We start from the raw sequence: 18,956 nt of genomic DNA, 5'->3' as shown, positions 1-18,956 counted from the left end.
CGACCCGGGGCGGGGGTGACTGTCGGTAGGCTTTCTGCACATGAGCACGCCTCGCCCCGTCCTCGTGGTGGACTTCGGAGCCCAGTACGCCCAGCTCATCGCGCGCCGCGTCCGCGAGGCGAAGGTCTACTCGGAGATCGTCCCGCACTCCATGCCGGTGTCCGAGATGCTGGCGAAGAACCCGGCCGCGATCATCCTGTCCGGCGGCCCGGCCAGCGTCTACGCGCCCGACGCGCCGCAGATCGACGCCGGGATGTTCACCGCCGACGTGCCGGTCTTCGGCATCTGCTACGGCTTCCAGGCGATGGCCCAGGCGCTCGGCGGCACGGTCGCGCACACCGGCAACCGCGAGTACGGCGGCACCCCGCTGCGGGCGCGTGCCGAGGCCGGCGTGCTGCTCCGCGACCTGCCGGCCGACCTGCCGGTCTGGATGAGCCACGGTGACTGCGTCACCGAGGCCCCGGCCGGCTTCGCGGTCACCGCGGAGTCGGCGGGCGCGCCGGTCGCCGCGTTCGAGGACCTGGCCGGCCGCCGGGCCGGCGTGCAGTTCCACCCCGAGGTCGGGCACACCGCGCACGGCCAGGAGATGCTCACCCGCTTCCTCTACGACATCGCGGGGATCGAGCCGACCTGGACGCCGGAGAACATCATCGACGAGCAGGTGGCCCGGATCCGGGCGCAGGTCGGCGACAAGGAGGTCATCTGCGGCCTGAGCGGCGGTGTCGACTCGGCGGTCGCCGCGGCGCTGGTGCACAAGGCCGTCGGCGACCAGCTCACCTGCGTCTTCGTCGACCACGGCCTGCTCCGGGCCGGCGAGGCCGAGCAGGTGGAGAAGGACTACGTGGCGGCCACCGGCATCACGCTCAAGGTGGTCGACGCCCGGGAGCGGTTCCTCGGGGCGCTGGCCGGGGTGACCGACCCGGAGCAGAAGCGCAAGATCATCGGCCGGGAGTTCATCCGGGTCTTCGAGGCCGCCGCCCGGGAGATCGCCGCGCACGGCGACGTCGAGTTCCTGGTGCAGGGCACGCTCTACCCGGACGTGGTGGAGTCCGGCGGCGGCACCGGCACCGCCAACATCAAGAGCCACCACAACGTCGGCGGCCTGCCCGAGGACCTGAAGTTCGCCCTGGTCGAGCCGCTGCGCACGCTCTTCAAGGACGAGGTCCGCACGCTCGGCCTCCAGCTCGGGCTGCCCGAGGCGATGGTCTGGCGGCACCCGTTCCCGGGCCCCGGCCTGGCCATCCGGATCATCGGCGCGGTCGACGAGGAGCGGCTCGCCGTGCTCCGCAAGGCCGACCTGATCGCCCGGCAGGAGCTGAGCGCGGCCGGCCTGGACCGGGGTGTCTGGCAGTTCCCGGTGGTGCTGTTGGCCGACGTCCGCAGCGTCGGCGTGCAGGGCGACGGGCGCAGCTACGGCCATCCCGTGGTGCTCCGCCCGGTCTCCAGCGAGGACGCCATGACCGCCGACTGGTCCCGGCTGCCCTACGACGTGATCGCCAAGATCTCCACCCGGATCACCAACGAGGTGGCCGAGGTGAACCGGGTGGTCCTGGACGTCACCAGCAAGCCGCCGGGCACCATCGAGTGGGAGTGACCCGGCCTCACGCGGCCGGCGGCTGAGCGGTGGGCCCGGGCGCCGGCTGCGGCGTCGGTCCCGGCTGCGTCGTGGGCCAGGGGCCGCCGGTGGCCGGCTGCGGCGGGACGGGCGGCCAGCCCGGCGCGGTGCCCGCCGGGTGCGGCCAGGCGGGCGCGCCCGCCGGCTCCTCCGGCATCAGGAACCACATGATCGGGTACGCCAGTGCGGCGAGCCCGCCGGTGAGCAGGGTGGCCACGGCGAAGGCCACCCGGACCAGCGTCGGGTCGACGGCGAAGTACCGCCCGACGCCGCTGGCCACCCCGGCGACCATCCGGTCGGTCACGGGTCGGCGGAGCTGCTTGTACGGGGCTTGGGGAGGGGTCGTGTAGGTCATGTCCCCACGGTCCCGCGCGGGGCGGCGGACGACCTCGGTGACCGCCCGGACTCCTACCCTGACCGATCCCTGAGGTGCCAGCCATCAGTCAGGAATCTGACTCTTTTCGATGGAGGTAACCGGGGGCGGGGAGAATTTCCTCCCGTGACCACCTCGCTGGAGCCGCTGCGCAGGATCGCGGCATACGCAGTTTGTGCTGATTCAAACGGCCGAGTGTTGCTGGTCCGCGCATCGGAGCGCTCCGGCACCCCCGGCACCTGGTCGCTGCCCGGTGGGGCGGTCGACCACGGGGAGGACCCGAACCACACCGTCGTGCGGGAGACCGCCGCGGAGACCGGCCTCTCGGTCGCCGTGTCCGGCCTCCAGGACGTGCTCGCCGACATGCGGGCGCTGCCCGATCGGGGCATCACCATCCACACCGACCGCCTGCTCTACACGGTCTCGGTGCGGGGCGGGACGCTCGCCGACCGGGTCGACCGGCCCACCGACCTGGCCCGCTGGTTCACCCTCGACGAGGCCCGGGAGCTGCCGCTGCGGTCGTTCACCGCGCGCGCCCTCGGGCTGCCCACCTCCAGCGACGACATCGTCCCGGAGGAGGTGCCGGAGTTCCCCTCGTTCTACGCCGTACCCGGCCCCGACGGCCTGCACCGGGCCCAACGCTTCGCCGCGTACGCCGTGGTGACCGATCCGGAGGAGCGGGTGCTGCTCACCCGGGTCTCCGACGGGTACCCGGGCGCCGGCTGCTGGCACCTGCCCGGGGGCGGCACCGACTACGGCGAGCAGCCCGCTGCCGCGCTGATCCGGGAACTGGTCGAGGAGACCGGCCAGACCGGCCGCCTGGTCGAGCTGCTCGGGGTGGTTAGTCACCGGGACGCCGCCTCGCTCGGCCCCGAGGGCTACCCGATCGACTGGCACGGCGTACGCGCCTTCTACCGGGTCGTGGTGGACCAGCCGGCCCCGCCCACCGTGGCCGACGTCGGCGGCTCCACCTGCGAGGCCCGCTGGTGGAGCCGCGAGGAACTCGGCGCCCTCCCCACCGACCGCCTCACCGAGGTGACCGCCGAAGCCGTCCACGCCGCCCACCTCCTCTGACCCTCCGGCCCCAACCCCACCCCCAGCCGCACCCCGAACCGGCGATCATGAAGTTGTTGCCGGGGACACGCGGTTCCGGCCGCACTAGGTTCATGATCGACGAACCGCGGTGGTGCTGTGTGCCCCGGCTCCGGCCGGGGTGGGGGAGTGGTGGGTGTGGTGGGTGTGGCGGAGCAGTGGCGGCGAATCGGGGCGTACGGGGTGCTGCGGGACGGGGCCGGGCGGGTGCTGTTGGCGCGCCGGTCGGACCGGAGTCCGTCCCCGGGGGCGTGGCAGCTGCCCGGCGGCGGGATCGAGCACGCCGAGCACCCGGCGCGGGCCGTCGAGCGGAGCTTCGCCGCGCAGGCGGGGCTGGCCGTCGCGGCCGCCGGGATCCGGGCCGCGGTGGCCGACGTGGCCACCTTTCCCGCCGAGGGCGTCGCGCTGCACACCGACCGGCTGGTCTTCGACGTCGAGGTGCGCGCCGGTGGGTCGGGCCCGGCCGGCGGCAGCGACGAGCTGAGCTGGTGCACCCCCGGGGAGGCGGCGGCCCGGCCGCTGGTGCCGTTCACCGCCGAGCTGCTCGGGCTGCCGGTGGCACCCCTGCCGGCTGGCCCGCCCCGGGCGCTGCCGCCCGACCTGGCCGCACCGGACCGCGACCGTCGCCAGCGCTTCGCCGCGTACGGGCTGGTCACCGACCCGGCCGGCCGGGTGCTGCTCACCATGATCGCCGACGGCTATCCGGGAGCCGGTCGGTGGCACCTGCCCGGCGGCGGCACCGACCACGGCGAGCAGCCGGCCGCCGGGCTGCTCCGCGAGCTGGTCGAGGAGGCCGGCCAGCTCGGCCGGGTGGTTGAGTTGATCGCCGTGGACAACCTGCACAACCCGGCCGCGCTCGGGCCGGAGGGGCGCCCGCTGGACTGGCATGGCGTCCGGGTGATCTATCGGGTCCGTGTCGACGCCCCCACCGAGGCGGTGGTGACGGAACTCGCCGGCGGCTCCACGGCAAAGGCCGCCTGGTTCGCGCCGGAGCAGGTCAGCGGCCTGTCGATGACCGACGTGGCGGCCCGGGCAACCGGACAACGGGGCAGGTAGCACCCGCTCACCCGACCGGGACGGGTCAGCTCCGGTACAGTCGGAGTTAGGACGGGTGGACGAAAACGGGCGATGAAGCCCGAGATGGGAATAACTGAGCGGTTCGCGCGGTTAAGGATGTTATAAGTACCGCCGGCAGCTATCGCCAAGCCCCTATCCCCTGTGCAATGGTGTACTCCGCAAAAAGGGCTGCCGGACTCGAGAGGTCCGGCACGAGACAGCCGGACACCCGCCCCTGGCGGTAAGCCGATCCGGTGATGGAGGAAACGTGCCGAGAGCCCCATGGCGCCGGCGTCGTACGACTGACAGTCCGCGCCCCGCAGGGCGTCGCTGGGCGGGCAGGTTGCGCCGCAGCAGCACGTTCGCCCGCCAGGTGCTGCTGGTCCGGGTGGGCCGTCGGGACGGGGTCACCGCCCCCGGCACCGACCTGGTCACCCCGGACCACCGATGGACCGACCGCCAGCGGCGCCGGTACGGCCGGTTCGACGCCGAGGTCGAGGCGGTGATGCCGGTCAGCCCGGCGCTCGCCCCGAGCACCTCGGTCGACGAGGCCTCGGTGATGTCGATCCCGCTGCTGCCGGGCGAGCGGTCCGCCGCCCGCCGGGCCAAGTTCGCCCTGGTCAACGCCTGCACGCTGAGCAGCCTCATGCTCGGCATGCTGGCGATCTTCCTGGCCATGCAGGGCGACGTACGCACCGCGGCGCTCTGCCTGATCGCCTGCGTCGCGTTCGACGGCCTGGACGGCGCGCTGGCCCGCAAGCTCGGCGTCGCCAGCCCGTTCGGCGCCCAGATGGACTCGCTGGCCGACATGTGTTCGTTCGGCCTGGCCGCCCCGGTCGTGGTCTACGCCTCGCTGGCCGGCTCGGTGCCGCCGGCGGCCGCCGCGGTGGCCTGCGCGCTCGTCGCCGGCTGCGCCGCGATCCGGCTCGCCCGGTTCAACGTCTCGCCCAAGGACGGCCGGTTCTTCTGCGGCGTACCGACCACCATGGCGGCGGCCGTGCTGGCCCTCACCGTGGCGATCGGGCTGCCGGTCTCCGGCCTGGTGATGGTCGCCGGGGTGGCCCTGCTCGCCTTCGCCATGGTCTCCAGCTTCCCGTACGCGAAGCTGGCCCGGCTGCTGAAGCTGCCGCCGTGGATCTGGCTGGCCCCGGTGGTCGGCGCGCTGGTCGACATCCGGATCACCTTCGCCCTCGTGGTGGTGGGCTACCTGGTCAGCGGCCCGGTCCTCTGGCTGCACCAGCGCCGGGCCTGACCGGGCTGCACCAGCGCCGGGCCTGACCGGGCGGCACCGCCGGGACCGACCCGAGCCGAGCGCAGCGGGCACCGGGACCGACCGGAGCCGAGAGCAGAAGAAAGGGGCGCCGCGACGAGCGGCGCCCCTTTCGTATGCGCCCGTTCAGCGCCAGCGGGCGATCACCGTGGCGCCGCCGACCACCTTGTCGCCCGGGCCGACCAGCGGCTCCGCCGCGTCCGCCGGCAGGTAGACGTCGGTGCGCGAGCCGAACCGGATCAGCCCGAACCGCTCACCCCTGGCCAGCAGCGCCCCGACCGGTGCCCGCTGCACGATGCGCCGGGCGATCAGGCCGGTCCGCTGCGCGACCACCACGGTGCCGTGCTCGGTGTCGAGCACCGTGTACGCGGCCACGTTGTGCTCGGCGTCCGGCTTCATCGCGTTGACGAAACCACCGTCGGCGACGAAGTAGTCGACCACCTTGCCGGCCACCGGCGAGCGGTTGACGTGCACGTCGAGCACCGACAGGAAGACCGCGACGCGCAACCACTCCCCGTCGCCGAAGCGCTCGTCGTGCAGCCGCTGCACCGAGAGGACCTGGCCGTCCGCCGCGGCGACCACGGCCGACGGGTCCTCCGGGACGTCCCGCTCCGGGTCCCGGAAGAACGCGGCCACCGGCGCGGCGGCCAGCGCCGGGAGCAGCCAGAGCTTCGACTTCGGCCGGGCGGCCCGGGCCAGCGCGGCCAGCCCGAGGCTGATGCCGGCCGCGGCGACCCCGTTGGAGTCGATGTGCATGCTCCGGGTCAGCGGCACGCTCGACGGCCGGTACGCCGGGGCGAGCTTCGCGGCCAGCGCGGCGCCGGCCGGGGTGAAGCGGAGGTGGTGCACCCGTACCGGCGGGGAGTTGCGCAGCACCAGGTCGGTGCGAACGCCGTGCAGCACGCCCTGCCGGTCCAGTTCGGCGGCGGCGCCCTCGGTGCGGAACACCGGTGCGGCCACGCTCAGCACGGCGCCGTCGGTGAGGTACTTGGTGAGGCCGTCGACGGCGCCGCGGGCCTCGTCGGCGGTGCCGGTGAACGGTTCGGCGGCGATGACCACCTCGGCGGCGTCCGCCTCGGCGATGGTGTCGACCACCCGTACCCGGTCGGCGACCCAACGGCCCTGGGCCGTGACGTGCTCGCGGAGCACCGCCGGGGTGGCGCCCTCGGCCGGCACGACGGTGAGCCGGTCGCCGGGGAGCAGCGCGTCGATCGCCGCGGCGAGCACCGCGGAATCGGGGGTCGCGCCGACCACCAGGCCGGCCTTCGAGTCGTTGCGCCGGGCTAGCTCGGAGACGAGGGTACGGGCGGCGCGCTCGCCGAGGCGGGCCGGACCGGACAGGCCGGGGACGCGCACGGCGGGGGACTGGGTCATGTCGGACGGGCTCCTGACTCCGGTGACGACAGAACGCGGTTGGACCGCCACGGCGACCTGGCGGCCGGGCCGCGGACCGGGGCCCGGCGATTGACGCGCCGGCCGCGGCCGGGGCGCCGGCGGGGCCGGCCGGCGGAGGCGGAACCTCCACCAGCCAGCATAGGGGGCGCCGCCGCGGCGCCGCACCGCCGTGCTCAGCCCGGCCGCTGGCCCCCGGGGCCCGCGTCGTCCCCGCCGGTACGCCGCTCGCCGCCCGGCCCGTCCGGGTCGTCGGTGCGGGGCAGTTCGCGGGTGGTGGACGCGTCGTGCCCGGCCGGGTCGTCGGTGACCGGCAGTTCCCGGGTGACGGGGGCGTCCTCGCCGACCGGCGGCCTGGCCGGGGACCAGCGCGGCTCGCCTCCGCCTCCGTAGGGATGGTCCTCCCGGGCCGGGGCGAGGTCGTCGGTGACGGCCGTCCCGGGCCACTCGTCGGCCTCCACCCCGCCGGTGACGCCGCTGGTCGGCGTCGCGTCCTCGTACGGCGCCGCGACGGTGGCCACCGGCTGCGGTGCGGTGCCGTCCCCGGCGTGCCGCCCGGAGCGCAGCGCCCCGAGCAGGCCGAGCAGGCCGATGAGGATGAGCGCGCCGGCCAGGAACCAGCCGACCGGGGGCAGGGTGAGCCCGAGGATCCGGGCGAGCAGCCACCAGAGGGCGAGGGCCAGGAAGACCAGCCCGAAGGCGAACGACACGAGGTCGGTGCGGTGGGCCTTCACCGGGTCACCTCCAGGTTGCCGGCGTTCACGTGGACGATCAGCCGCAGGGTGCCGCCGCCGCGGCCGTCGGCGCCGAGGTCGGTGTTCTCCCACTGGCGTCCGTTCAGCCCGCCCGTGCGCCGGCCGAAGACCGTGGCGTCGCCGGCGTTCACGTCGGCCACCGTGGTGACGTCGACCTTCGGCGGTACGACCACGGTGACCTCACCGAAGTTGACTGCCACCGTCACCTGGGTGTCCTTCTTGTCGAAGTCGATCGCGCGCAGGTCCAGCACCGCGTCGCCGAAGTTGTTCTCGTAGCGGTTCGCCAGGTCCCGGAAGTCGACCGGGGCCCAGGTGACGTCGCCGTCGATGCCGCGTACCCGGTCGTAGGACTCGGCCACGGTGGCGAAGCCGAGCGCCACCGCGGTCACCAGGCCGAGCGCGATCAGCCAGCGGGCCCGGCCGAACCAGGTGCCCACCAGCAACCCGAGGCCGATGGTGGCCAGCGCGGCGGCGAAGTAGCCGGCGGCGCCCACCGGGAAGACGTCCAGCAGGTCGAGCACGCCCACCACGCCGAGCGCCAGGAAGATCAGCGAGAAGGTCACCGGGCCGAGGGCGGAGCGCTCCTTCGGCCGCTTCGGGGCGCGGACCGGCCGGGCCGGGGGCGCCGGCACCGGCGGCGGCGTCGGCCCGGCGTACGGGCCGTGCGGCGCGAAGGGCGGCCGGTAGCCGCCCGATGGCAGCGGCGCGCCTGCCGGAGCCGGCACGGCCACCGGCTCCCCGACCGGTGCGCCGGTGGTCGGCGCGCCTGGCCAGCCCGGCGTGCCGGCGGCCGGCCAGGTGGTGCCGGTCCGGCCGCCGGAGACCGGCGTCGACTCCGGGTAGCCGCCGGCCGACCAGGCCGGCTGCGCGGTGGTGGGTGCGGAGCCGGACCAGGCCGGCTGGGCGGTCGTGGGGTCGGCGAGGGTGGGGTCGTAGCCGGCGGGCGGCCCGGAGGCGGCCGCGGCGACGGTCGGGTCCGGCGCGGCGGCCGGCGTCGACCAGGCCGGCTGCGCGGCGGCGGGCGGCGCCCAGGGGTCCGGAGTCGCCGCGCCCGCCGGCGGGGTCGGGGACGGCCCGGGCCAGGTGGCGGCGGCCGGTGTGGTGGCGGCCGACGGCACCGGGCCGGGCGGCGTGCCGGGCCCGGCGGGCGCGGGCTGGCCGGCGCCGGGGCCGCGGGCGTCCCGGTTGAGCATCAGCGCACCGCCGATCAGGATCACCGCGCCGAGCAGGATCGCCCGGAACGCGTTGGTGACGACGTACCCGAAGCCGACGGCGACCACGATGCTGAGCACGATCACGGTGACCGGGGACATGCTGGACCGGCCGCGGCCGAGCATCGACTCCACCGGGGAGGCGGTGTCGCCCTCACCGGGGATGATCAGCCAGGCGGTGACGTACACCAGGATGCCGATCCCGCCGAAGAAGCCCAGCACCGCGAGGAGCACCCGCCAGAGCACCGGGTCGGTGTTCGTGGCCCGGCCGATCGCCGCGCAGACCCCGGCCAGGTACCGGCCGTCGCGCGGGCGGACCAGCCCGTACCGGGACGTGAAGCCGGCGCCGCCGGGTGGCGGAGCGTACCCGGCCGGCGGCGCGCCGGGGAACGGCGCGGAACCGGCGGTCTGCGCCCCCGGTGGCGGCGCGGCCGAGGGACCGGCGGTGGTGGGTGCCGGCCCCGGTGGGGGTGGTGGTGGCCCGTCCTGTGCTGCCGCCCCGGGCTGGGGCGGACGGGCGGCGTCCTCGCTCATGCTGTAGATCCTGCTGCGCCGGCCGCCCGAACGACCTCCGGACCCGACCCTGACGCCACCCTGAGATCCGCGGCCGGTGAATGTCGGGGGCGTCCCCGTGGTCCCGGCGGGCCCGGGCGTGTGACGATCGGGACGGCGCTGGTGCAGACCGGCCCGCATCACCCGTCCCCCCGACCCGGGAGCCTCCGATCAGCAGCACCGTGACCCCGCAACCGCGGCGCCTCTACCGGGCCACCGAGCACCGGCTGGCCGCCGGGGTGGCCGCCGGCCTCGCCGAGCACCTCGGCATCTCGGTGCTCCGGGTCCGGATCGCCTTCATGGTGCTGCTCGGCCTGAACGGCCTCGGGTTGCTGCTGTACGCCGCGTTCTGGGCGGTCGTGCCGCCCCGGCCGGGCGACACCGCCCTGCCGCCCCGCCGGGACCTCGGCCAGCTGCTGCCGTTCGTGGCCATCGGGCTGGGCGTGCTGATGATCCAGGTGCTCGCCTTCCACTCGGTGGGCGCGGCCGGCACGGCCGGCTGGCTCGTCGCGATCATCGCGGTCGGCGCCGGCGTGATCTGGCACCAGTCCGCGCCGGAGCGCCGCCGCCAGTGGGGCGACACGGTGCCGGTGCCCTGGCTGGGCGCGGTCGTGGAGGAGAGCGACCGGCGGGCGTTCGTGCTCCGGTTCATCGGCGGCGGACTGCTCGTCGCCGTCGGGATCATCGGCGTCGCCGCGGTCTACTCCCCGGCGCAGAACTTCGACGCGATCCTCAACGGCGTGATCTTCGCGCTGGTCGGCCTGGCCGGGGTCGGTGTGGTGACCGGCCCGGTGCTCTGGCGCACCTGGAACCAGCTCCGCTCCGAGCGCGAGGGGCGCATCCGGGAGCAGGAGCGGGCCGAGCTGGCCGCCATGGTGCACGACCAGGTGCTGCACACCCTGGCGCTGATCCAGCGCAACGCCAGCGACGTCAAGACGGTGCAGCGGCTGGCCCGAGGTCAGGAACGGTCACTGCGCAACTGGCTCTACAAGCCGACCGCCTCGCCCACCGAGCGGCTCGCCGCCGCGCTGGAGCAGGCCGCCGCCGAGGTGGAGGACACCTTCGCGATCACCGTCGAGGCGGTGGTGGTGGGCGACCGGGAGACCGACGAGCGGGTCGGCGCGCTGGTCGCGGCGGCCCGCGAGGCGCTGGTCAACGCGGCCCGGCACGCCGAGGTGCAGACCGTCTCGCTCTACGCCGAGGTGGAGCCCGACCAGGTCAGTGTCTTCGTCCGGGACCGGGGCAAGGGCTTCGACCCGGATACCGTGGAGGATCACCGGCACGGCGTCCGGGGTTCGATCATCGGGCGGATGAAGCGGCACGGCGGCCGGGCGGAGATCCGGTCCGAGCCGGGGGAGGGGACCGAGGTCCGGCTGATCCTGCCGATCAGCGGCAACGGCTCCACAGCGGAAAGGGACAAATGACCATGGCCGAGCAGGAACCCGTCGACCTGGCGGCGCGGGACGGACGGCTGCGGGTCTTCCTCGTCGACGACCACGCCATGTTCCGTGCGGGGGTACGCGCGGAACTCGGCGCGCACGTCGAGGTGGTGGGGGAGGCGAGCACGGTGGCCGAGGCGGTCAGCCGGATCGCGGCCACCCAGCCCGACGTGGTGCTGCTCGACGTGCACATGCCGGACGGCGGTGGCCGGGCGGTGCTGGAGGCGATGCGCCGTACCCACCCGCAGGTGCGGTTCCTGGCGCTGAGCGTGTCCGACGCGGCCGAGGACGTGATCGGGCTGATCCGGGCCGGCGCCCGGGGGTACGTCACGAAGACCATCTCGCCGGACGAGCTGACCGACGCGATCCGCCGGGTGGCCGACGGGGACGCGGTGTTCAGCCCTCGGCTGGCCGGGTTCGTGCTGGACGCCTTCGCGGCCCGTCCGGACGCCCCGGTCGCCGACCCGGAGCTGGATCAGCTCACCAACCGGGAGCGCGAGGTGCTGCGGCTGCTGGCCCGAGGGTACGCGTACAAGGAGATCGCCAAGGAGCTGTTCATCTCGATCAAGACGGTCGAGACGCACGTCTCCAACGTGCTGCGCAAGCTCCAGATGTCCAACCGGTACGAGCTGTCCCGCTGGGCGGCCGACCGCCGGCTGGTCTGAGCGGCCGCCGCACCCGGCCGCTGATCGCTACCGGTCGCCGGGCTCACTCGGTGCGCAGCACGGTGAACGCCTCGGCCAGCCGGCCGGCGGGGAGGCCGGCGTTGTCCGCCATGGTGGTGAGCCGGTCCCGGACCCAGGTCGGCACGTCCAGGTGCGCGGTCTGGGAGTGGTGTGCCCGCATCGCGGCGATCCGGCGGTCGAGCTGGTCGGTCACGTCGACCACGTGGTCCGGGCCGGGGCCGCCGGCGTACCAGATCTCCCGGACCACCCAGGGCGCCAGCCCCGCGTCGAGCAGCTCGGGGAAGGCGAAGCGGTTGCGCGAGTCGGGGTAGACCGCGCAGGTGGTGGCCTCGCCGACCGCCAGGTGATCGGGGTGGCTCGGGCCGGCCAGGTGCTCCCAGCGGCGCAGCGGGGAGCTGGTCAGCACCCGGTCCGGCCGGAACCGGCGGATCGCCGCGGTGATCTGGCGGCGCAGCTCCAGGCTGGCCGTCAGGGTGCCGTCGTGGTGGCCGTCGAGGAAGTCGACCCGGCGTACGCCGACCGCCGCGGCGGCGGCCCGCTGCTCGGCCTCGCGCCGGGCGGGCATCTGCTCGCGCGGGGTCTCGTCGAAGCCGCCGGAGTCACCCCGGGTGACAATCAGGTACGCCACCTCGACGCCCTCGTCCACCCAGCGGGCGACGGTGCCCGCACAGCCGAAGTCCACATCATCCGGATGGGCAAAAACCGCGAGGGCCCGCCGGACGTCGGGAAGGGGCGGAGCGGAGGGCGGGAAGCTCACAGCACCTCAGCCTACGCGTCCGGAGTCGCCCGAAGTGGCGCTGTCCTGCCTGTTCGCGGCGGTACGACCAGCCCCTTTCATGATCTTTTTTCAAGTATCGGCAACGTGGCGGCCAACTAACGTCTTGATAACGGCACCTTCACGGAAAGGGCTGGTGGGTGTCACAGTGGCAGCACCTCACCCCCGGTGTGGGGCACCCCGTCGGGCCCGCCGACCACGTGACGCTGCCTTCCGCGTGACGCCGCGTGGCTGTCGACCCTGCGCGGTGGCGTTCACCGAGGATGTGGTGCCCGGCGGATCGGTGCCCTTGGGGGTGTCCCGATTTCCCCTGCGGTAAACCGCCGACCTGTGCTTCGGGCCGGCGGTGGCGTCACCCCCCAAACGTGCGTGAAACCCACGACGGAACCAGGTTAGAAAGAGGAGGCCCCTCGGAATGAGAGTCTCGAAGCGGGCGAGCGGCGCGCTCGCGGTGGGCGCGGCATTCGCGCTCATCGCGTCCGGCTGCTCCAGCGGCGACAACGAAGGTGGCGACGCCGGCGCCAGCGCGGACGGCGCCATCGTCATCGACGGCACCCAGCCGGAGAACCCCCTGGTTCCGGCGAACACCACCGAGACCGGTGGCGGCAAGATCATCGACTGGATGTGGACCGGCCTGGTCGAGTACCCCAACAACGGTGGCGCGCCGCAGAACGCGCTCGCCGAGTCGATCGAGACGAGCGACTCCAAGGTCTTCAAGATCAAGATCAAGCAGAACACCAAGTTCCACGACGGCAGCACCGTCAAGGCCGAGAGCTTCGTCAAGGCCTGGAACTGGGCTGCGTACGGCCCGAACGGCGCGCAGAACGCCAGCTTCTTCTCCGACATCCAGGGCTTCAACGACACCTACACCGAGGACCCGGACGGCCCGGACGGCCCGAAGAAGGCCGCCGAGCCGAAGGTCAAGGAGATGTCCGGCCTGAAGGTCGTCGACGACTGGAACTTCGAGGTCACGCTCTCCGCGCCGACCGCCGTGTTCCCGACCAAGCTCGGCTACAGCGCCTTCATGCCGCTGCCGGACGCCTTCTTCTCGCAGAAGCCCGAGGAGTTCGGCAAGAAGCCGATCGGTAACGGCCCGGTCAAGCTGGTGTCGTGGCAGGACGACGTCGAGATCAAGCTCACCCGCTTCGACGACTACAACCTGCGCGACAAGATGAAGATCAAGGACGTCACCGTCAAGATCTACCAGGACGACACGGCCGCTTACAGCGACCTGGTCTCCGGCAACCTGGACTTCCAGCAGCAGGTCCCGGTCTCCTCGCTGGCCGGCGACAAGTGGAAGACCGACCTGGGCGACCGGGCGATCGCGTCGACCACCCCGTCGACGGGCATCATCGCCTTCCCGATCTACGACCCGAAGTTCAAGAACGCGAAGCTCCGGGCCGCGATCTCGCACTCCATCGACCGGCAGCAGATCACCGATAAGATCTTCTTCGGTAACCGCAAGCCGGCCGACAGCTGGGCCAACCCGCTGACCCCGGGCGCCGAGCCGGGCAACTGCACCGCCTGCAAGTTCGACCCGGCCCGGGCGAAGCAGCTCCTGCAGGAGGCCGGTGGCTTCACCGGCAAGCTGACCCTGTCGTACAACGCGGACGCCAGCCACAAGGAGTGGATGGAGGCCGTCGCCCAGCAGATCAAGACCAACCTGGGCATCGACGCGGTCGCCGTCGGCGTGCCGACCTTCGCGGTCTTCCGGGCCAACATCAACGCCCACAAGCAGACCGGTGCCTACCGTGCCGGCTGGCAGCAGGACTACCCGGACGTGGAGAACTGGATCAACCCGCTCTACGTGACCGGCGGTTCCTCGAACGACGGTCTGTACAGCAACCCGCAGGTCGACGCCCTCGCCAAGGAGGCCTCCGCGGCCCCCAGCCTCGAGGAGTCGCACAAGAAGTTCGCTGAGGCCGTCAAGCTCATCGACCAGGACGTCCCGTCGATGCCGATCTACTTCGGTGGCCAGCAGTCCGGCCACTCCGAGAAGATCAAGAAGATGGAGCTGACCAACGTCGGCGAGCTCGACATCACCTCGGTCGAGCTCTGATCCGAACGGTCTGACCCCGGGTCGGGCTCGCCTACCGGTGAGCCCGACCCGGGGCCGTTCCGCGAGGGGGTGTACAACAAGCCCCTCGCACGTTTGTCACCACCGTGTCGGCCGTCCGACGCGCCCCCTGTCTGGAGGACCACCCCATGGGCCGTTATCTGTTGAGACGGCTGCTGCAACTCGTGCCGGTCTTCATCGGCACGACCTTCCTGATCTACTGGCTCGTCTGGTCGGTGCCCGGCGACCCCTTCGCCGGCAAGTGCGGCGACCGCGGTTGCCCGGACAACTTCCGGGCGATGATGACCGAGAAGTACCACCTCGACCAGTCGATCTGGGTGCAGTACGCCAGCTACATGAAGAACCTTTTCCAGGGTGATTTCGGCGCCACGTACAGTGGTCGCGAGATCGGCGACATCATCGCCACGTCGTACCCCAACACCCTGAAGCTGGCGGTGGTGGCGCTGGTCATCGAGGCCGTGATCGGTCTCGGCGCGGGTGTGCTGACCGGTCTGCGGCGCAACGGGTTCCTGGACAACCTGGTCCTCGTCTCGTCGCTCTTCCTGATCGCGCTGCCGGTCTTCGTCATCGGCTTCATGCTCCAGTGGTTCCTCGGGGTCAAGTGGGGCATCATCACCCCGACCGTCTCCAACGAGATGCGGCTCAGCGAGCTGATCGTGCCGGGCTTCGTGCTGGGCAGCGCCTCGTCGGCGTACATCGCGCGGGTGGCGCGGACCAGCATCGCGGAGAACCGCCGCGCCGACTACGTCCGTACCGCCATCGCCAAGGGCCTCCCGATGCGCCGGGTGGTCGGCGTGCACCTGCTGCGCAACTCGCTGATCCCGGTGGTCACCCTGCTCGGCACCGACCTCGGTGCCCTGATGGGAGGCGCCATCATCACCGAGGGCATCTTCGGCATCAACGGCATCGGCCGCCAGGTGCTGCGGGCGATTGTCACGAAGGAGAGCGCTACCGTTGTCGGCATCGTGGTGGTCCTGGTGCTCGTCTATCTGGTGATGAACCTGCTGGTGGACCTGCTCTACGCCGCCCTTGACCCGAGGATCCGCTATGAGTGACCCGAGTACCGCGTCGATCGTCTCGACCCCGCCCGCGACCATGCCGACCGAGGCCGGCTCCGGTGCGCCCACGAACGCCGGCCTGCCGGAGAGCGCGAAGCGGGAGAAGCCGCGCAGCCTGCTCGGCGACGCGTGGCGCGACCTGCGGCGCAAGCCGCTGTTCTGGATCTCCGCGGTCATCATCGTGGTGTTCGTCTTGATGGCCGCCTTCCCGTGGTTGTTCACCAGCGGTGACGCGGTCAACGGTGACCTGGCGCGCAGCCGGGTCGACCCCTCGTCGTCGGCCTGGTTCGGCTACGACGTGCAGGGCCGGGACGTCTACGCCCGGACCATCTACGGTGCCCGCGCCTCCATCGTGGTGGCGCTGCTCTCCGTGATCGGCACGCTGCTGATCGGCGGCACCATGGGCATCATCGCCGGCTACCGCGGCGGCTGGGTGGACGCGCTGCTCTCGCGGGCCGCGGACATCTTCTTCGGCCTGCCGTTCGTGCTCGGCTCGATCGTCATCCTGACCACCTTCAACGGGTCGGGCACCGACAACGGTGAATGGACGATCATGGGCCTGGTGATCGCGTCGCTGACCGTGCTGACCTGGCCGGTTGTGATGCGGTTGATGCGCTCCTCGGTGCTGGCCACCAAGGAGGCCGACTACATCGTCGCGGCCCGAGCCCTGGGCGCCGGCACGGGGCGGATCATCCTCAAGCACCTGCTGCCGAACTGCCTGGCGCCGCTGCTGGTCTACGGCACGATCATGGTCGGCTCGTTCATCGGCGCCGAGGCCACGCTCTCCTTCCTGGGTATCGGCCTGAAGACCCCCGTGGTGTCCTGGGGCATCATGATCAGCGAGGCGCAGAACTACATCCGGGTCTCGCCGTTCCTGCTGTTCTTCCCGGCCGCGTTCCTCGTCACCGCCGTGCTGAGCTTCGTGATGCTCGGTGAGGCGGTCCGCGAGGCCCTCGACCCGAAGCTCCGATAGGGGAACTGAGATGTCCGACATTCTCGTGTCCGAGCAGTCCGCGCCGGGCGCCGACGGCTCCGGCCGCCCCGCCGGCCGGTTGCTCGAGGTCGACGACCTCCGGGTGGAGTTCCGTACCCGGGACGGCGTCGCCAAGGTCATCAACGGGGTGACGTACCACGTCGACGCGGGGGAGACCCTCGCCGTGCTCGGCGAGTCCGGCTCCGGCAAGAGCGTCACCGCGCAGACCATCATGGGCATCCTCGACACCCCGCCCGGCTTCGTCACCGGTGGCCGGGTCCGCTTCCACGGCAAGGACATGCTCAAGATGTCCGCCGAGCAGCGGCGTCGGATCCGTGGCGAGGGCATTGCGATGATCTTCCAGGACTCGCTCTCCGCCCTCAACCCGGTTTTCACCGTCGGCTTCCAGATCGCCGAGCAGTTCCGCATCCGGCGCGGCATGAGCCGCGGGGACGCCAAGAAGCGCGCGATCGAGATGCTCGACCAGGTGAAGATCCCCAACGCCAAGGGTCGGTACAGCAACTACCCGCACCAGTTCTCCGGCGGTATGCGGCAGCGCGCGATGATCGCGATGTCGCTGGCGCTCGACCCCGAGGTGCTGATCGCGGACGAGCCGACCACCGCCCTGGACGTGACCGTGCAGGCCCAGATCATGGACCTGCTCGGCGAGCTCCAGCGGGAGCGGCAGATGGGCATGATCCTGATCACCCACGACCTCGGCGTGGTCGCCGACGTCGCGGACCGGATCGCGGTCATGTACGCCGGCCGGATCGTCGAGGAAGCCGACGTGTACGAGCTGTACGCCAAGCCGGCGCACCCCTACACGCTCGGCCTGCTCAACTCGATCCCGCGGATGGACGAGAAGGGGCAGGAGCTCCGGACGATCAAGGGGCTCCCGCCGAACCTGATGAACATCCCGCCGGGCTGCCCGTTCAACCCGCGCTGCCCGATGGCGCAGCCGGTGTGCCGGGAGAAGGTGCCCCCGCTGCTGCAGATCGGCAGCGGCCGGGCCAGCGCCTGCCACTTCGCCGAGGAGCTCGTGAGCCGTGACTGAGAACATCATCGAGGTCCGTGACCTGGTCAAGCACTACCCGGTGACCCAGGGCATCGTGTTCAAGAAGACCATCGGTCAGGTCAAGGCTGTCGACGGCGTCTCCTTCGAGCTGAAGGCCGGGGAGACCCTCGGCGTCGTGGGCGAGTCCGGCTGCGGCAAGTCGACGCTGGCCCGGGTCCTGATGAACCTGGAGAAGCCGACCGCCGGTCAGGTGCTCTACAAGGGGCAGGACATCTCCCAGCTCCGGGGCGGCGCGCTGCGCCGGCTGCGCCGGCAGATCCAGCTGGTGATGCAGGACCCCTACACCTCGCTGAACCCGCGGATGACAGTCGGTGACCTGATCGGCGAGCCGTTCGAGATCCACCCGGAGGTGGCCCCGAAGAACTCCCGCCGCACCAAGGTCAAGGAACTGCTCGACCTGGTCGGTCTGAACCCGGAGCACATCAACCGGTACCCGCACCAGTTCTCCGGCGGCCAGCGGCAGCGCATCGGCATCGCCCGGGCGCTGGCCCTGCGGCCGGAGATCATCGTCTGTGACGAGCCGGTGTCCGCCCTGGACGTCTCCATCCAGGCCCAGGTGATGAACCTGCTGGAGAAGCTCCAGGCGGAGTTCGGGCTGTCGTACGTCTTCATCGCCCACGACCTGTCGGTCGTGCGCCACCTCTCCGACCGGGTCGCGGTGATGTACCTCGGCAAGATGGTGGAGATCGGCACCGAGGACGAGATCTACGAGCGCCCGACGCACCCGTACACCCAGGCGCTGCTGTCGGCGGTGCCGGTGCCGGACCCGACGCTGCGGGACAACAAGGCGATCATCCGGCTCACCGGTGACGTCCCCTCCCCGGTCAGCCCGCCCTCGGGCTGCCGGTTCCGCACCCGGTGCTGGAAGGCGCAGGACGTCTGTGCCCAGGAGGTGCCGCTGCTCCAGATCCGGCGGGGCTCGGACCACCCGAGCGCCTGCCACTTCGCCGAGCGGCGGGAGATCGTGCCGACCCACGAGGCGGCCTGATCCAACCCGGACCGCCTGCCGGCGTCACGCTGACGCCGGCAGGCGGTCCGTCGTATCCGGGGTCGGTGCGGCCGCGTCCACGCCGCCGCCGCACCCCGTCACAGGGGGCCGCGGCCGGCCCGCAGCAGCAGCAACGCCAACTGGGTGCCGTCCGCGCCGAGCGCCTGCCGGAACCGCTCCAGGATCTCCCGCTCGCGGGAGAGCACCAGCCGGGTGCCGCCGGACGCCATCCGGGTGGCCCCGACCTCCTGGGACAGCGCGGCCCGCTCCTGCCAGAGCGCGATGATCGTGCGGTCGATCTCGTCGATCCGCTCCCGGATGGCCACGATCCGCTCGGCGGCGGCCGAGTCGTCGGTGCCGGTGCCGGTGCCGGCCGCCGCCCCGGTCGGCTCGGTGCCGTCGGTCCGGCCGGGCCGCGCCAGGCCGCCGCTGGACTCCACCACGTCAGTCATCATCGTCGTCCCTCTCGGGTCTCGGGCCCGGTGCCCGGATCCCGGGACGAAAAAGCCCCGGGCTCTCCGAGCCCGGGGCTTTGCAGGTCTGTGATCAGGCGCGACCTACGGCTGCCG

At 72.5% G+C, this 18,956-nt stretch carries 17 protein-coding genes; 11 read left to right on the top strand and 6 right to left on the bottom strand.

The features are described from left to right. Nucleotides 1-40: 40 nt before the first annotated feature. Nucleotides 41-1,594: a glutamine-hydrolyzing GMP synthase gene (gene guaA, locus AB0I11_RS05915; protein WP_357314107.1), complete on the top strand. Its 1,554-nt coding sequence runs from the start codon at nt 41-43 to the stop codon at nt 1,592-1,594. Nucleotides 1,595-1,601: 7 nt separating this feature from the next. Here guaA and AB0I11_RS05910 read toward each other — a convergent pair whose 3' ends face one another. Beyond that, nucleotides 1,602-1,970 (bottom strand): PspC domain-containing protein, encoded by a 369-nt coding sequence (locus AB0I11_RS05910; protein WP_357314105.1) that lies wholly within the window; start codon nt 1,968-1,970, stop codon nt 1,602-1,604. Between the two features lie 144 nt (nt 1,971-2,114). Here AB0I11_RS05910 and AB0I11_RS05905 point away from each other — a divergent pair, with 144 nt between their 5' ends. The 3 genes from AB0I11_RS05905 (at nt 2,115) to AB0I11_RS05895 (ending at nt 5,388) form a co-directional block, all read left to right on the top strand. Continuing rightward, the gene (locus tag AB0I11_RS05905; protein WP_357314102.1) at nt 2,115-3,062 is read left to right on the top strand and encodes an NUDIX domain-containing protein; all 948 of its coding nucleotides are present in this window, start codon (nt 2,115-2,117) and stop codon (nt 3,060-3,062) included. A 147-nt stretch (nt 3,063-3,209) separates the two neighbouring features. Then, on the top strand, nt 3,210-4,136 hold the full coding sequence (locus tag AB0I11_RS05900) for an NUDIX domain-containing protein (protein WP_357314100.1): 927 nt from the start codon (nt 3,210-3,212) through the stop codon (nt 4,134-4,136). A gap of 343 nt (nt 4,137-4,479) precedes the next feature. Next, complete coding sequence (locus AB0I11_RS05895) at nt 4,480-5,388, top strand: CDP-alcohol phosphatidyltransferase family protein (RefSeq protein ID WP_357314098.1); 909 nt, start codon at nt 4,480-4,482, stop codon at nt 5,386-5,388. Between the two features lie 144 nt (nt 5,389-5,532). Here AB0I11_RS05895 and AB0I11_RS05890 read toward each other — a convergent pair whose 3' ends face one another. From AB0I11_RS05890 to AB0I11_RS05880, 3 genes are all read right to left on the bottom strand, one after another. Then, nucleotides 5,533-6,780, bottom strand: coding sequence for a phosphatidylserine decarboxylase (locus tag AB0I11_RS05890; RefSeq protein WP_357314095.1), 1,248 nt, complete (start codon nt 6,778-6,780; stop codon nt 5,533-5,535). A 194-nt stretch (nt 6,781-6,974) separates the two neighbouring features. Next, entirely contained in the window at nt 6,975-7,532 is a 558-nt protein-coding gene (locus AB0I11_RS05885; RefSeq protein WP_357314476.1) for a hypothetical protein, read from the bottom strand. Then, the gene (locus AB0I11_RS05880; RefSeq protein WP_357314093.1) at nt 7,529-9,298 is read right to left on the bottom strand and encodes a PspC domain-containing protein; all 1,770 of its coding nucleotides are present in this window, start codon (nt 9,296-9,298) and stop codon (nt 7,529-7,531) included. Before AB0I11_RS05880 ends, AB0I11_RS05885 begins: the two co-directional genes overlap by 4 nt. A 200-nt stretch (nt 9,299-9,498) precedes the next feature. Here AB0I11_RS05880 and AB0I11_RS05875 point away from each other — a divergent pair, with 200 nt between their 5' ends. Together AB0I11_RS05875 and AB0I11_RS05870 are read left to right on the top strand one after the other, a co-directional pair. Then, nucleotides 9,499-10,740, top strand: a complete 1,242-nt coding sequence (locus AB0I11_RS05875) for a PspC domain-containing protein (protein WP_357314090.1) — start codon at nt 9,499-9,501, stop codon at nt 10,738-10,740. 2 nt (nt 10,741-10,742) lie between these two features. Then, complete coding sequence (locus AB0I11_RS05870; protein ID WP_357314088.1) at nt 10,743-11,420, top strand: response regulator transcription factor; 678 nt, start codon at nt 10,743-10,745, stop codon at nt 11,418-11,420. Between the two features lie 43 nt (nt 11,421-11,463). On the opposite strand, the gene AB0I11_RS05865 is transcribed toward AB0I11_RS05870, so the two are convergent. Next, nucleotides 11,464-12,198: a PIG-L deacetylase family protein gene (locus AB0I11_RS05865; RefSeq protein WP_357314084.1), complete on the bottom strand. Its 735-nt coding sequence runs from the start codon at nt 12,196-12,198 to the stop codon at nt 11,464-11,466. Between the two features lie 433 nt (nt 12,199-12,631). Here AB0I11_RS05865 and AB0I11_RS05860 point away from each other — a divergent pair, with 433 nt between their 5' ends. From AB0I11_RS05860 to AB0I11_RS05840, 5 genes are all read left to right on the top strand, one after another. Further along, complete coding sequence (locus AB0I11_RS05860) at nt 12,632-14,275, top strand: ABC transporter substrate-binding protein (RefSeq protein WP_357314082.1); 1,644 nt, start codon at nt 12,632-12,634, stop codon at nt 14,273-14,275. A gap of 146 nt (nt 14,276-14,421) precedes the next feature. Further along, on the top strand, nt 14,422-15,348 hold the full coding sequence (locus tag AB0I11_RS05855) for an ABC transporter permease (protein WP_357314079.1): 927 nt from the start codon (nt 14,422-14,424) through the stop codon (nt 15,346-15,348). After that, nucleotides 15,341-16,324, top strand: a complete 984-nt coding sequence (locus tag AB0I11_RS05850) for an ABC transporter permease (RefSeq protein WP_357314075.1) — start codon at nt 15,341-15,343, stop codon at nt 16,322-16,324. The genes AB0I11_RS05855 and AB0I11_RS05850 overlap by 8 nt, the downstream gene beginning before the upstream one ends. Nucleotides 16,325-16,349: 25 nt before the next feature. Then, nucleotides 16,350-17,378, top strand: a complete 1,029-nt coding sequence (locus AB0I11_RS05845; RefSeq protein ID WP_357314454.1) for an ABC transporter ATP-binding protein — start codon at nt 16,350-16,352, stop codon at nt 17,376-17,378. Then, nucleotides 17,371-18,387: a dipeptide ABC transporter ATP-binding protein gene (locus tag AB0I11_RS05840; protein ID WP_357314072.1), complete on the top strand. Its 1,017-nt coding sequence runs from the start codon at nt 17,371-17,373 to the stop codon at nt 18,385-18,387. Before AB0I11_RS05845 ends, AB0I11_RS05840 begins: the two co-directional genes overlap by 8 nt. A 98-nt stretch (nt 18,388-18,485) precedes the next feature. Here the strand turns inward: AB0I11_RS05840 and AB0I11_RS05835 are convergent, their stop codons facing one another. Continuing rightward, nucleotides 18,486-18,842, bottom strand: a complete 357-nt coding sequence (locus AB0I11_RS05835; protein ID WP_357314070.1) for a chorismate mutase — start codon at nt 18,840-18,842, stop codon at nt 18,486-18,488. Nucleotides 18,843-18,956: the final 114 nt, after the last annotated feature.

Origin of the sequence: Micromonospora sp. NPDC050495, from assembly GCF_040655175.1 — a bacterium.
Classification (GTDB): Bacteria; Actinomycetota; Actinomycetes; order Mycobacteriales; family Micromonosporaceae; genus Micromonospora.
Note: the sequence above shows the minus strand (reverse complement) of the source record. Positions and strands in the feature narration are given on the sequence as shown.

What these genes read in the sequence shown, in the direction of transcription:
- guaA (WP_357314107.1), top strand. Translation starts at nt 41, where the DNA reads ATGAGCACGCCTCGCCCCGTCCTCGTGGTGGACTTCGGAGCCCAGTAC.
- AB0I11_RS05910 (WP_357314105.1), bottom strand. Translation starts at nt 1,970, where the DNA reads ATGACCTACACGACCCCTCCCCAAGCCCCGTACAAGCAGCTCCGCCGA.
- AB0I11_RS05890 (WP_357314095.1), bottom strand. Translation starts at nt 6,780, where the DNA reads ATGACCCAGTCCCCCGCCGTGCGCGTCCCCGGCCTGTCCGGTCCGGCC.
- AB0I11_RS05880 (WP_357314093.1), bottom strand. Translation starts at nt 9,298, where the DNA reads ATGAGCGAGGACGCCGCCCGTCCGCCCCAGCCCGGGGCGGCAGCACAG.
- AB0I11_RS05870 (WP_357314088.1), top strand. Translation starts at nt 10,743, where the DNA reads ATGGCCGAGCAGGAACCCGTCGACCTGGCGGCGCGGGACGGACGGCTG.
- AB0I11_RS05860 (WP_357314082.1), top strand. Translation starts at nt 12,632, where the DNA reads ATGAGAGTCTCGAAGCGGGCGAGCGGCGCGCTCGCGGTGGGCGCGGCA.
- AB0I11_RS05855 (WP_357314079.1), top strand. Translation starts at nt 14,422, where the DNA reads ATGGGCCGTTATCTGTTGAGACGGCTGCTGCAACTCGTGCCGGTCTTC.
- AB0I11_RS05850 (WP_357314075.1), top strand. Translation starts at nt 15,341, where the DNA reads ATGAGTGACCCGAGTACCGCGTCGATCGTCTCGACCCCGCCCGCGACC.
- AB0I11_RS05835 (WP_357314070.1), bottom strand. Translation starts at nt 18,842, where the DNA reads ATGATGACTGACGTGGTGGAGTCCAGCGGCGGCCTGGCGCGGCCCGGC.